At 74.9% G+C, this 13,773-nt stretch carries 7 protein-coding genes; 4 read left to right on the plus strand and 3 right to left on the minus strand.

Annotated features, from left to right (window positions below; translation table 11 throughout):
* Window positions 1-134: 134 nt before the first annotated feature.
* Both ACXVGS_RS00670 and ACXVGS_RS00675 read left to right on the plus strand, forming a co-directional pair.
* The gene (locus ACXVGS_RS00670) at window positions 135-2,930 is read left to right on the plus strand and encodes a bifunctional acetate--CoA ligase family protein/GNAT family N-acetyltransferase (protein WP_458536518.1); all 2,796 of its coding nucleotides are present in this window, start codon (window positions 135-137) and stop codon (window positions 2,928-2,930) included.
* A gap of 107 nt (window positions 2,931-3,037) precedes the next feature.
* Window positions 3,038-4,753, plus strand: a complete 1,716-nt coding sequence (locus ACXVGS_RS00675) for a GAF domain-containing sensor histidine kinase (protein WP_458528719.1) — start codon at window positions 3,038-3,040, stop codon at window positions 4,751-4,753.
* 24 nt (window positions 4,754-4,777) lie between these two features.
* On the opposite strand, the gene ACXVGS_RS00680 is transcribed toward ACXVGS_RS00675, so the two are convergent.
* The 3 genes from ACXVGS_RS00680 to ppdK form a co-directional block, all read right to left on the minus strand.
* Window positions 4,778-5,323 (minus strand): hypothetical protein, encoded by a 546-nt coding sequence (locus tag ACXVGS_RS00680; protein ID WP_458533045.1) that lies wholly within the window; start codon window positions 5,321-5,323, stop codon window positions 4,778-4,780.
* Window positions 5,324-5,449: 126 nt separating this feature from the next.
* Window positions 5,450-7,894 (minus strand): cation-translocating P-type ATPase, encoded by a 2,445-nt coding sequence (locus tag ACXVGS_RS00685; RefSeq protein ID WP_458536519.1) that lies wholly within the window; start codon window positions 7,892-7,894, stop codon window positions 5,450-5,452.
* 2 nt (window positions 7,895-7,896) lie between these two features.
* The gene (gene ppdK / locus ACXVGS_RS00690; RefSeq protein ID WP_458531125.1) at window positions 7,897-10,611 is read right to left on the minus strand and encodes a pyruvate, phosphate dikinase; all 2,715 of its coding nucleotides are present in this window, start codon (window positions 10,609-10,611) and stop codon (window positions 7,897-7,899) included.
* A gap of 295 nt (window positions 10,612-10,906) precedes the next feature.
* Here ppdK and ACXVGS_RS00695 point away from each other — a divergent pair, with 295 nt between their 5' ends.
* Together ACXVGS_RS00695 and mgtA are read left to right on the plus strand one after the other, a co-directional pair.
* Window positions 10,907-11,086, plus strand: coding sequence for a hypothetical protein (locus ACXVGS_RS00695; RefSeq protein ID WP_458528714.1), 180 nt, complete (start codon window positions 10,907-10,909; stop codon window positions 11,084-11,086).
* Between the two features lie 4 nt (window positions 11,087-11,090).
* Window positions 11,091-13,769, plus strand: coding sequence for a magnesium-translocating P-type ATPase (gene mgtA, locus ACXVGS_RS00700; RefSeq protein WP_458536520.1), 2,679 nt, complete (start codon window positions 11,091-11,093; stop codon window positions 13,767-13,769).
* Window positions 13,770-13,773 lie beyond the last annotated feature (4 nt).

The raw sequence follows: 13,773 nt of genomic DNA on the forward strand, positions 1-13,773 counted from the left end.
GGGGAGCACCCGGAAGGGCACTAGGTCCCCGCGGCGGCGGGCGTGCCGCCCCTCCGCGTGGGACCTAGTGCCTGACCGCCTCGTCCCGGTCCACGAAACGGTGGGGGAAGCGCACCCCGACTGGAGGACCGGACATGCCCACCGCCACGCCCGCGCCCGTCGATCCCCGGGGCTCCGTCCCCGACCTGCCCGACCAGGCGGCGTACGACACCCTCTCCCGCGACGGCGTCACGCTCCGCCTGCGCCCGGTGGCGGCGGCGGACCGGGCGTCGCTGGGGCGTCTCGTGCAGGCGCTGTCGCCGCGCTCGGCCTACCAGCGGTTCCTCACCGCGTCCCGGCCGGCTGCGGTCGACTATGTCGAGGAGCTGTTCGACCCCGCCCGCACCACCGACACCGTGCTGGCAACCTGGCGCGGGGAGGTCGTCGGGGTGGGCTCGACGCACCGGCTCACGCCGACCTCGGTGGAGGTGGCCCTGCTGGTCGACGACGCCCACCAGGGGCGCGGGCTGGGCACGCTCATGCTGGAGGACCTCGTGGCCCGCTCGCGCAGTCGCGGGGTGCGGAGCATGGCCGCGTGGCTGCTGCGCACGAACGCCCAGATGCTGGAGGTCTTCACCCACCTGGGGCTGCCGCTGCACACCGAGGTCGAGGGCGGCGACACGCTCGCCGTGACCCTGTCGCTGCGCGGGACGGCCGAGCTCGAACGGGCCGTGGCCGAGCGGCAGCGCGCGGCGGTGGTGCGCTCGCTGACCCCGCTGCTGCGGCCCCAGTCCGTCGTCGTGGTCGGGGCCGGCGCCCGTCGCGACGGGGTCGGCCACCAGGTGCTCACCCACCTGCGCCGCGGCGAGTTCCGAGGCCAGCTGTATGCCGTGAACCGTCGCGGGCACCCGGTCGGCGGCGTGGTGGCCCAGCGCCGGGTGACCGACCTGCCGGGGCCGGTGGACCTCGCGGTGGTGGCGGTGCCCGCCGAGTCGGTGCTGCAGGTCGCCCGCGACTGCGTCACGCGGGGGGTCGGCGCGATGGCGGTGCTCAGCGCGGGGTTCGGGGAGAGCAACGGGGGTGCGGCCGCCGAGGCCGAGCTGCGCCGGATCTGCCGGGAGGGTGGAGTGCGCCTGCTGGGGCCCAACTGCATGGGGCTGGTCAACACCGAGCGCGCCCTGCGGCTGGATGCCAGCTTCCTGCCCAGCGCCCCGGCCCGGGGCCCGGTGGCGGTGATCGCCCAGTCCGGGGCCGTGGCGGCCTCGATCGTGGCGATGCTGGCCGCCCGCGGCCTGGGCGTCTCCACCCTGGTGACGATCGGCAACTCCCCGGACGTCGGCCCCGCCGACCTGCTCGCCTGGGCCGCGGAGGACCGGCGCACCAAGGTCGCCGTGGTGCACGTCGAAAGCCTCGAGGACCCCGAGCAGGTGGTGCGCAGCACCGCGGCCATGGTCGGCTCGATGCCGGTCGTCCTGCTCAAGAGCGGCCGGACGCCGGTCGCGGCCAGCGCGGCGCACAGCCACACCGGGGCCGCCGCGGCCGACGACGCCGCCGTCGACGCCCTGTGCCGCCGCGCCGGGCTGCTGCGCGTCGACTCCCTCACCGAGCTGGTCGACACCGCCGCGGTGCTCGCCATGCAGCGGCCGCCGCGGGGAGGCCGGACCGTCGTCGTCGGCAACTCCGGCGGGACGGGGGTGCTGGCCCTGGACGCGTGCGCCGAGGCGGGGCTGCTCGGCCCGGAGCTGACCCAGCACACCGTCATGCGCCTGCGCAGCCTGCTGCCCCGCAGCGCGGCGATCGGGCCCCTGGTGGACACCACCGCCGCGGCCAACCTGGCGCAGCTGACCGCCGCGGTCAGCACCCTGGCCGACGACCCCGGGGTGGACGCCGTGGTCGCCGTGGTCATCGCCCTGGAGCAGCTCCCGGCCGCCATCGTGCGGGACATGCTCGACCAGGTCGCCCGGGACCACCCCCGCACCACGTTCGTGGCCAGCGGGGTGGAGCTGGCCGCCGACCCCGGGGCGATGGTGCCGGCCGTCGCCGACCCGCGGCACGTCGTGCGGGCACTGGCCAACGCCGTGGCGTGGTCGGCCGGCGCCTCCGAACGCGCCGGGGCCCGGAGCGCCGCGGCGGCCACGACTGCGCCGGCGCCGGGGTCCGAGCCGGCGCCGGCGCCTGCCGGCGGGACGGGCGCCCCGGTGGTGCCGCACGAGCGGGACGAGGCGGCGCGGTCGGTGGTGCAGGAGGTGCTCAGGGCCAGCCCCACCGGTGGCTGGCTGACCCCCGGACAGGTGCGCACGCTGCTGCGCGACCACGACGTCGAGCTGGTCCCGGTGATCGAGGCCGACGACCCGGGCACCGCGGCGGAGGCCGCGGCGATGCTGCCGTTCCCGGTGGTGCTCAAGGGCCTGGGCCCCACCCTGCTGCACAAGAGCGTCCACGGCGCGGTCGTGCTCGGGCTGCGCTCGGCCGACGAGGTGCGTGCCGCGGCCCGGGAGATGCTCACCCGGCTCGACGACGCCGTCACCGACTTCGTGGTGCAGCCCCAGGTGCACGGCCGTCCCGAGCTGATCGTGGGCGGGGTGCGGCTGCCGCGCTGGGGCGCGCTGGTCATGGTCGGCCGCGGAGGCGTCGACACCGAGGTCGACCCCGACCGGGCGTGGGGCCTGGCCCCGGTCCCCGAGCCGGAGGCCGCCGTGATGCTCCGCTCGCTGCGCTGCTCCGGTGCCGTGCGCGGCCCGCACGGGCAGTCGGCGTCCGACCCGCATGCCCTGACCCGGCTGGTGCACCAGGTCTCCGAGCTCATGGACCAGGTGCCCGAGGTGGTCGAGCTCGACCTCAACCCCGTCATCGTCGGGGACCAGCACCCCCTCGTCGTCGATGCGCGGGTGCGCGTGGCCCCCACGCCGGACCTGCCCTGGCGGGCCGGGCTGAGGAGGCTGCGGGAGTAGCCAGCCACCCGCGATACCGATCCCGGGGCGGCCCTGTCCGGTGCGGGAAGGTATTGCTACGTCAAAGGCACGGTCGCCAGGAGCCCTGTGCTGCCTAAGATCTTGGTGTGGGTGAGGAGAGGATCGACCTCGGTGAAGGCTCTCCCTGGCCGGCCGCCCTCGAGCTGGAGGATCTGCTCGAGCAGCTGCGCGGGCGGGCACGCACCGCTCAGCGCTCGCAGGAGCGTCTGGGTGCGCTGCTCGACGCCGTCGTGGCCGTCAGTGCCGACCTCGACCTGTCCGTGGTGCTGGCCCGCATCGTCCGCTCGGCCTGCCAGCTCGTCGACGCCCGCTACGGCGCCCTCGGCGTGCTCGGGCCGGACGGGGAGCACCTGAGCGCGTTCATCACCTACGGCCTCACCGACAAGGAGCGCGCCACCATCGGCGACCCGCCCCGGGGCCGCGGCGTGCTCGGCCTGCTCATCCGCGACCCGCGGGCCCGGCGCGTGCGGGACATCTCGGCGCACCCCGAGTCCTCCGGGTTCCCGCCGGGGCACCCGCCGATGCACAGCTTCCTCGGCACCCCGATCCGGATCCGCGACCGGCTCTACGGCAACCTCTACCTGTCCGAGAAGCAGGGGGCACCCGAGTTCACCGCCGACGACGAGTCGATGCTCATCGCCCTCGCGGCCAACGCCGGTGTGGCGATCGACAACGCCCAGCTCTACGAGCGTGCCCGCCGCCAGCGCCGGTGGTCCGACGCCAGCGGGGAGATCACCCGCATGCTGCTCGAGGGGCGCGGTGAGAGCTCCGCGCTGGCGCTGATGGTGCGGCGGGTGCGCGAGCTGACGGGAGCGGACCTGGCGGCGGTCGGCATCCACGACGACGAGGGCCTGGTCGTCCGGGCGATCGACGCCGTGGACGGAGCGGCCGAGGTCGGCACCCTGCTGCGCGGCGATCAGTGGGGCGAGCTGATGTCCGGGCGGGAGCCGCTGCTGCTCGTCCCCGGCTCGGGGGAGGACCTGCCGCAGCCGGCGATGGTCGCCTCGGCCCGGGCGCTGGGCACCATCGACAGCGCCGGACCCACGGCGCTGGTGCCGATCGCGGTGGGTGAGGCCGAGCTCGGCGTCCTGCTGGTGGCGTGGCACCCGAGCGCCGAGTCCGCCGCGACCGCCAGCCTGGCCGACCTGGCCGACTTCGCCGCGCTCGCCGGCCTGGGCCTGGAAGCGGCGGGGGCGCAGCGCGAACGGGCCCGCACGGTGCTGCTCGAGGACCGCGACCGGATCGCCCGCGACATGCACGACCACGTCATCCAGCGGCTGTTCGCCACCGGCCTGTCCCTGCAGTCGGCCGCCCGGCTGGCGACGAACCAGGTGGTGCAGGACCGCATCGACGTCGCGGTCGACGAGCTCGACGCCGCGATCAAGGACATCCGCAACTCGATCTTCGCCCTGCACCGGCCCGACTTCGGCGCGGGCGTGCGCGGTGAGCTCGACGAGATCGTGGCCGCCGCCGCCGAGAGCCTGGGCTTTGTGCCCGACTTCGTGGTCGAGGGCCTGCTGGTCGCGCTGCCGGACTATGCGGAGGTCGACCTCGTCGCCGTGGTGCGCGAGGGGCTGTCCAACATCGTCCGGCACGCCAACGCGACCTCCGCCGGCGTGCACGTCACCGTCAACCGTGACCTCGTGGTCGAGGTCACCGACGACGGCGTGGGTGCCGAGCCGGAGGCGATCCGCAGCGGCCTGGCCAACCTGGAACGCCGGGCCCTGGCCAGCGGGGGGACCTTCGAGGTCCGCCGCCGCGAGCCCTCGGGCACGCTGCTGCGCTGGTCCGTGCCCCTCTGAGCCCCTCCGACGGGGGCGCGGTGGCTACCCCGCGACGGTGCCGCGCCCGGCCCCGCCTGACACCACGCGGCGTCCCATGACCCTCGACGCGACGGCCGCCACGAGCATGACGACGAGCGGGAGCCAGATGCTCACTGCGCCGTGCAGGGCCAGCGACAGGACGTCGCAGGCGACGAACGCCACGGCCCACACGACGGTGGCCCGCACGTTCATGGCCCGGAACCGCGGGTCGGTGACGAACTCCGGCGTGACCACGCGTCGGGTGAACTGGGCGGTCCACGGGTCGCCCCGGATGAGGCTGACCAGGCACTGGGCGGCCAGCAGCGTGTAGAAGACGACCGCGACGTGTTCGATGAGCCAGGTGCTGTGGGCGAAGAAGTACACGCAGAGGTTGACCGTCGCGAAGACGAGGGCGAGCAGGTCGAGGCTCGTGATCCCCTGCCCCCGCGCGAGGTGGTAGCCCACCACGGCGAGGCAGCCCGCTGCGGCGACGACCACGCCGAGCGCGTAGGCGTGCACGAGCAGGATCGGGACCATGATGACCACGGGCAGCAGCCCCGTGAACGCCAACCAGGGCGACGATGCACGAAACTCAGGGACCGACATCCCGGATCTCCTCGTTGGCCTGTGTCGGCCTTGCACACCGGTCCGCTGTCACCGGGGACGCCGGACCCGGAGGCGAGGGCTGGTGCGCGCTCACCGCGGCTCGCTGCGCAGCACGCGCACCAGCAGGTATGCCGCGAGCCCGGCCGCCGCTGCGCCGGCCCACCCGGCCGGCGCGACCGTCGTGGTGGACAGCAGGGTCTGCAGGGGCGGCAGCAGCACGGCCGCCGCCAGCATCGCGGCGGCTCCGGCCACCGACCACGCCAGGGCCGGGTTGCTGCCCGCGCCGGCCGCTGCTCGGGAGCGCACGCCCCACGCGACGCCGAGCTGTCCGGCCCCCAGGGTGAGCAGGGTGGCTGACCGCTGCTGGTCCCCGGCGACCACGGCGCCGACCACGAGGGCTGCCGTGGCGAGCAGGGCGCCGACCGCGAGGATGCGCCACCACAGGCCGGACCCCAGGACCCCCTCGTCGGGGCGGCGGGGCGGGCGGTGCATCGAGCCCGCCTCCACCGGCTCGGAGCCGAGCGCCGCGCCCACGAAGGAGTGGGTGAGCAGGTTGACCCACAGGATCTGCGCCGGCAGCAGCGGCAGCGGCACCCCGATGGCCGGACCGGCCAGCATGACGGTGACCTCGGAGGCGCCGCCGGAGATCCCGTAGAGCAGGAACCGGCGGATGTTGGCGTAGACCCGGCGGCCCTCCTCGACGGCCGCGACCACGGTGCCGAGGTCGTCGTCGGCGAGGATGAGGTCGGCGGCCTGCCGGGCGACCTCCGTGCCCCGGCCGCCCATCGCGACCCCGATGTCCGCGCGCCGTAGCGCCGGGCCGTCGTTGACGCCGTCACCGGTCATGGCCACGACGTGCCCGTGCTGCTGCCAGTCCCGGATCGCGGCCAGCTTGTCGGCGGGCGTGGCCCGGGCCATGACCGAGCCGTCGCCGGAGATGCCGACCTGGCGGGCGACGGCGTCGGCGGTCAGCCGGTGGTCACCAGTGACGAGCACGACCTCGATGCCGGCGTCCTGGCAGGCGTGCACGGTCCCTGCGGCCGCTTCCCGGGTCGGGTCGCGCAGTGCCACCAGGCCGAGCAGGCGCATCCCCGTCTCGGGGTCGGTGCCGGCGTCGGGTGCCGCGGCGGCGGAGGACGGCGGGCCCGTCTCGCGCTGGGCGAAGGCCAGCACCCGGCACCCCTCGGCGGCGAGCTCGTGGCTGCGCTCGCGGGCCGCGGCGAGGACGTCCCCGGGCTCGTCCAGGACCGCCGGGCCCACTACGGTCTCCGGGGCGCCCTTGCACAGGACCAGGTCCGGGCCGCCAGGGGTCAGCGACTCGTGCGTGGTGCTCATCCGCATGCGGAGCCGGTCGAACGCCTGCTCCTCGCGGCGCGGGTAGGCGCGTCGCAGGGTGTCGGGGTCCAGGCCCTCGTCACGGGCGAGCCGCAGGAGCGCCACCTCGGTGGGGTCCCCGACGTCCGGTCCGTCGGCGCCGAGCCGGGCGTCGTTGCACAGGGCGGCCGCACGCAGCAGGTCGCGGTCCGCCGCGCCCGGGGCCACCCACCGGTCGACCGCCTCCATGCTGGCCCGGGTGAGCGTGCCGGTCTTGTCCGTGGCCAGCAGCGTGACCGAGCCGAGGGTCTCCACGGCGGCGAGGTTGCGCGCGACGGCGTGGCGGGTCGCCATCCGGCGCGCGGCCAGCGCCAGGCTGACCGAGACCACCACGGGGAGCGACTCGGGGACCGCCGCGACGGCGAGGCTGACCGCGGTCAGCAGCATGGTCTCCAGCGGCTCGCCGCGCAGCAGTCCCAGGCCCAGCACCACGGCGCACAGGGCGACGGCCGTCGCGGCCAGGATCGCTGACAGCTGGGCCATCCGTCGCTGCAGCGGGGTCGCCACCGGCGGCCCGGTCAGCAGGGCGGCGATGCGACCCAGGGCGCTGGCGGCGCCGGTCGCCGAGACCGTGGCGACCCCGCGGCCGTGGACGACCACGGTGCCCGCGAGCACCGTGTCCGTCGCGGCCTCCTCAGCGGGCCCGGTCCGGTCGGTCGGCGGTGCTTCGGTGCCGGCCACCTTGTCGACGGCCACCGACTCACCGGTGAGCATCGACTCGTCGACCCGCAGGGCCGCGACCTCCACCAGCCGGGCGTCGGCCGCCACCAGGTCGCCCTCGGCCAGCACCACCACGTCCCCGGGCACCACGTCGGCGGAGGGCACCAGGCGTTCCAGTCCGTCGCGGACCACCCGGCAGTGCGGGGCGGCGAGGTCCGACAGCGCCCGGACCGCCCGGTCCGCCGTGGCCTCCTGGCGCACCGCGAGGACGGTGTTGGCGACGACCACCGCGGCGATCACGGCGGTGTCGGCCAGGTCCCGGGTCGCCAGGGTCAGCACGACCGCCGCCAGCAGGACGAGGACCATCGGGTCGCCGACCGCGCGGGCGACCCGCCGCCATACCGGCTGGGGTGGGGGAGGGGGCACGGTGTTGGGGCCGTGCTCCATGAGCCGTGCGGCGGCCTCCTCGCTGGTGAGGCCGGGCAGCCGCTGGCCCGTCACCGTCACCGGGTGTCGGCCCAGGCCCCGCCGGCGTCGGGTTCGAGCACCTCCGCACGCCCGGCCTCCAGGCGCGCCACCGGCACGCGGGGCGGCGAGCACGAGACGTAGTCCAGCCCGGCGGCGACGAAGAAACGCACCGAGTCCGGGTCGCCGGCGTGCTCACCGCAGGCACCGAGACCGAGGTCGGGGCGGGTCCGGCGCCCCTCACGCACCGCCAGGGACACCAGCCGGCCCACCCCGTCGACGTCGAGGGTGGAGAACGGGTCGCTGGCGAGCAGACCCTGCTCCCGGTAGGTGCGCAGGAACCCCGTCTCGGCGTCGTCGCGGGACATGCCCCACGTGGTCTGGGTCAGGTCGTTGGTGCCGAAGGAGAAGAAGTCGGCCACGGCGGCGAGCCGCCCGGAGGTGAGGGCGGCGCGCGGCAGCTCGACCATCACGCCGACCGGGACCCGCAGCGTGGTGTGGCGCTCGGCGGCGACGGCGGCGAGCACCGCCTCGACCCGGGCCCGCACGAGGACCAGCTCGGCCGACTCGGCCACCAGCGGCACCATCACCTCGGGCCGCGGGTCCTGCCCGCGGGCGCGCAGGTCCAGGGTCGCCTCGGCGACCGCGCGGGCCTGCACGTCGACCAGCTCCGGGAGCACCGCCAGCAGGCGGACGCCGCGCAGCCCCAGCATCGGGTTCGACTCGTGCCAGCGCCGGACCGCGGCCAGCCGCTCCTGCGCCTCGGCGTCCTCGACCCCCGTGGCGTCGTTGACGGCGACCTCGACGGCCAGGCCGGTCAGGTCGGGCAGGAACTCGTGCAGCGGCGGGTCGAGCAGGCGCACCACGACGGGCAGGCCGTCCATCACCTCGAGGACCTGCACGAGGTCCGCCCGGGCCAGCTCGCCGATCTCGCGCAGGGCATCGTCCCGGTCGCGGTCCAGCACGAGGCGCTCGACCAGCTCCCGCCGCGACCCGAGCAGCGTGTGCTCGGTGCGGAACAGGCCAATCCCCTCTGCGCCGTACTGCCGGGCTGCCTGGGCGTCGGGAAGGGTCTCGGCGTTGGCCCGGACCCCGACGCGGCGCCGCATGTCCGCGTGGGCCAGCAGGCGCAGCACGCCGTCCGAGACCGGGTCGGTCCCGTTGTTGGTGGCGCCCCCGGCGAGCCGGGTCGCGACCGCGCTGGGCTGCACCGGCACATGACCGAGGTGGACCCGTCCGGAGGTGCCGTCGACGGAGACCGTTTCGCCCTCGGCGAGGGTGACCCCGGCGAGGGTGGTGACGGTGCGGGTCTCCAGGTCGATCGTCAGGTCGGCCGCACCGACCACGCACGGGCGGCCCATCCCGCGGGCCACGACTGCGGCGTGCGAGGTCAGGCCGCCACGGGCGGTGACGATCGCGCGGGCGGCGACGATGCCGGGCAGGTCGTCGGGGCTGGTCTCCTGGCGGACGAGCACGACCTCTCGGCCCTCCCGCGCCCACCGGGCGGCCGTCTCGTGGTCGAGGGCGACCTCGCCGACCCCGGCGCCCGGACTGGCGGGTAGGCCGGTGGCCAGCAGGTCGTGGCCGGTGGTGTCGCCGAGCTGGGGGTGCAGCAGCCGGGAGAGCTGGTGGCCGTCGACCCGACGTAGGGCCTCGTCGAGGTCGATCAGGCCCTCGTCGACCAGCGCGCAGGCGATCCGGAACGCCGCCGCTGCGGTGCGCTTGCCGACCCGCGTCTGCAGGACCCACAACGTGCCGTCCTCGATGGTGAACTCGACGTCGCACAGGTCGCGGTAGTGCTGCTCGAGGGTGCGCAGGTGCCCGGTCAGGGCGGTGTATGCCGCGGCGTCCAGCTGCGCAAGCTGGGCCAGCGGGATCGTGGCCCGGCTGCCGTTGACCACGTCCTCACCCTGGGCGTTGGGCAGGTAGTCGCCGTAGGCCCCGAGCTCCCCGGAGGCCGGGTCGCGGGTGAAGCAGACCCCGCTGCCGGAGCGTGGACCGGTGTTGCCGTAGACCATCTCCACGACGTTGACCGCCGTGCCCAGGTCGTCCGGGATCCCCTCCTGGCGCCGGTAGAACCGGGCGCGCGGAACGTTCCACGAGGAGAAGACCGCCAGCACCGCGCGGCGCAGCTGCTCGCGGGGGTCCTGCGGCAGGTCCTCGCCCACCTCACGCTGGATGATCCGCCGGAACGAGGCCACCAAGGTGCGCAGGGTCAGCGCGTCGAGCTCGCCGTCGTGCGAGACCTGCAGGGTCGCGCGGGCTGCGGCCAGCTCATGCTCGAACACGGCGGCGTCGACCCCGAGGACGGTGCGGCCGTACATCTGCACCAGCCTGCGGTAGCAGTCCCATGCGAAGCGCTCCCCGCCCCGGCGGGCCAGGCCGACGACGGTGTCGTCGGTGACACCGACATCGAGCACCGTCTCCATCATCCCGGGCATGGAGAACCGTCCGCCGGAGCGCACCGACACCAGCAGGGGGTCGGCCGGGTCGCCGAGGCGACGACCGCTGTCCCGCTCCAGCCGGGCCAGGTGGGCGTCGATCAGGGCCGTCAGCCCCGGCGGCTCGGACCCGTGGCGCAGGTACTCCCGGCACGCCGCGGTCGTGACGATGAACCCGTGGGGCACCGGCAGCCCCAGGCGGGTCATCTCGGCGAGGTTGGCCCCCTTGCCCCCGAGCAGGTCGGCCATGGACCGGTCCCCGTCGGCGAAGTCCAGCACCCACGGGGGCGAGCTCTCGGGTGTGGCGTTCACTGCCACGGCGACCTCCGGGCGGAGGACATCACAGGTCGTCGGGCGTCCGGGTCCATGCCCCGATGCTGGGCGGGCCGCCGGCTCGCGAGTAGTGACCATGGTCCCTGCGGGCACGGGCCACACCCGTGGTGACCATGGTGCGGCGCCGTGCCTACGACGAACGGCCGATGACCCGGACTAGTCCCGTGGGCTATTCGTGAGTCATCTGGGACCGTCAGCCCTTCCGTCGCAGATGCGTTGCCCTAGAAAGGAATCAGCCGACATGGCTGTTCCCCGACGACCAGGGTGGTGTGCGATGAAGACCAAGTCCGAGCAGTCGGTGTCCCTGGTCGACCTCGATCGTGTCCTTGCTGCCGTCGGCCGGCACTGGCAGGACGCCTGCGAGCACGGCGACCTCGACGCGGCCCGGCGCGACATGCAGCGACTGGACGCCTACCTCGAGCAACGCCTGCGCCTGACCGGCCACGACGACTGAGCCGGTGCCACCCACCGGGCTGCCGGTGGAGGAGGCGGCACGACTCGAGGCCGACGCCGTCCTGACCCGGCTGGCCAGCAGCGCCGCCGGCCTGAGCACCGAGCAGGCGGCGACGCGGCTGCGCGAGTGCGGCCCCAACGCGGTCCGCTCGCACCACGCCCGGGCGCTGGGCGTCCTGGGCCGCCAGTTGCGCAGCCCGGTCCTGCTGCTGCTCGCGGTGACAGCGGCCATCTCGGCCACCATCGGCAACACCTCCGACGCCATCATCATCGGCGTCATCCTGCTCGCCAGCGTGGCGCTGGGCTTCGTCAACGAGTACCGCGCGGAGCGCGCCGCAGCCAGCCTGCACGACCTCATGCGCCACACCGTCGCCGTCCTGCGCGACGGCCACCCGGCGCGGGTGGACGTCAAGGACGTCGTCCCCGGCGACGTGGTCCGCCTCGCCGCCGGCGTGGTCGTGCCGGCGGACATCCGCCTGCTGGAGGTGGCGAGCCTGGACTGCGACGAGTCGGTGCTGACCGGCGAGTCCTCCACGGTGGACAAGGGCCTCGCCCCGGTCGGGCCCGGCGCGGGCGTCGCCGACCTGACCTGCTGCGCGCTGATGGGCACGGTGGTCAGTGGCGGCACCGCCACCGGGGTCGTCGTGGCCACCGGGGCCCGCGCGGAGTTCGGCCGGATCGCCCTGGCCCTCGGCGAGCGCCAGCCGGAGACCGACTTCCAGGTGGGCCTGCGCCAGTTCTCCACACTGCTGCTCCAGGTCGCCGCCGCCCTGACGGCGCTCATCCTGCTCACCAACCTGCTGCTGCACCGGTCGCTGCTGGAGTCCCTGCTGTTCTCCCTGGCCATCGCCATCGGGATCACCCCGCAGCTGCTCCCGGCCGTGGTCAGCACCAGCCTGGCGGTGGGGTCGCGCCAGCTCGCCCGCAGCAAGGTGCTGGTCAAGCGGCTGGTGTGCATCGAGGACCTCGGCGACATGGACCTGCTGGTCACCGACAAGACCGGCACCCTCACCGACGGGCGGGTCAGCCTGGCCGAGGCGGTCGACCCGTGCGGGGTGACCTCACCCGAGGTGCTGGCGCTGGGCCTGCTCGCAACGGACGTCGAGGGGGACAACTGGACCGACACCGCCTCGCTGGCCGCCTCTGCCGGCAACCCCCTGGACACGGCTCTGTGGGAGGCGGCCGCCGAGGGGCCGACCGGCTACACCCGGCTGGAGATGTTGCCCTTCGACCACGAGCGGCGGCTCACCTCGGCCCTGGTCCGGGCGCCGGACGGCGCCCGGCTGCTGGTCACCAAGGGGGCCCCCGAGTCCGTGCTGGCCCGGTGCGTCGCGGTGCCGGCCGCGGCTGAGGTGACGCTGCAGGCCCGGTTCGCCGCGGCATACCGGGTGATCGCGGTGGCGACCCGTGCGGCGGGTGAGGGAGTCGCGCTCACGGCGGCGGACGAGGCGGGGCTGGAGCTGCGCGGCTTCCTCGTCCTGCTGGACCAGCCCAAGGCCAGTGCGCACGAGACGCTGGAGCGCCTCGCCGACCTCGGCGTCAGGGTCAAGGTGGCCACCGGTGACAACGCGGTCGTCGCCGCCACCGTGTGCTCCCAGGTGGGGGTGGACGCCAGCGGCACGCTCACCGGGGCGCAGATGGCGGTGATGGACGACGCGACGCTCATCGAGCGGGTGCGCACGGTGGACGTGTATGCGCGGGTCTCCCCGGAGGACAAGGCGCGGCTGATCCGGTTGCTGCGCCAGGACGGCCGCGTCGTGGGGTTCCTCGGCGACGGGGTCAACGACGCGCTCGCCCTCCACAGCGCCGACGTCGGGCTGTCCGTGGACGGGGCGACCGACGTGGCCCGTGAGGCAGCCGACATCATCCTGCTGGAGAAGGACCTCGGGGTCATCGCCGACGGCGTCGTCGGCGGGCGCCGGATCTTCGCCAACACCATCAAGTACGTCCTGATGGGCACCTCGAGCAACTTCGGCAACATGTTCAGCGCCGCGGCCGCCTCGGCGGTGCTGCCGTTCCTGCCGATGCTGCCCTCGCAGATCCTGCTCAACAACCTGCTCTACGACTCCAGCCAGCTGGCCATTCCCACCGACCGGGTCGACCCCGAGCGGGTGCTCGCGCCGTCGCACTGGGACGTGGCGTTCATCCGGCGGTTCATGGTCTTCTTCGGGCCGCTCAGCTCGCTGTTCGACTTCATGACCTTCGCGGTGCTGCTCGGGGCCTTCCACGCCGGGCCCGCGCTGTTCCGGACCGGCTGGTTCATCGAGTCGCTGGCCACGCAGACGCTGGTCATCTTCGCCATCCGCACCCGGCGGATCCCGTTCTGGCGAAGCCGTCCCAGCTGGCCGCTGATGGTGGCCGCCCTCAGCGTGGTCGTGGTCGGGGTGCTCATCACGGTGAGCCCCGTGTCGCACCTGCTGGGGTTCACGGTGCCCCCGCCCGAGTTCCTGGCCGTCGTGGCCGTCATGGTCCTCGCCTACCTGGCGCTCATCGAGGGCGGCAAGCGGGTGTTCTACGCCGACCACCGGCCCCCGCCGGCCGTGCCCCGTGCCCGCGACGTCACCCACCAGCTGCACCGGCGGGCGGCCAGGTTCAGCCACCGCGGGGCGATCACCCAGCCCGGAGGTCCCGGGGCGCGAGGACCTTCGGCACTGAGCGAGCCGGCCACGACGAGCCGACGATGAGGAC

The organism is Oryzihumus sp., from assembly GCF_054325275.1.

Excerpts from the sequence above, each read along its gene's own strand:
- ACXVGS_RS00670 (WP_458536518.1), top strand. The coding sequence starts at position 135 with ATGCCCACCGCCACGCCCGCGCCCGTCGATCCCCGGGGCTCCGTCCCC.
- ACXVGS_RS00695 (WP_458528714.1), top strand. The coding sequence starts at position 10,907 with ATGAAGACCAAGTCCGAGCAGTCGGTGTCCCTGGTCGACCTCGATCGT.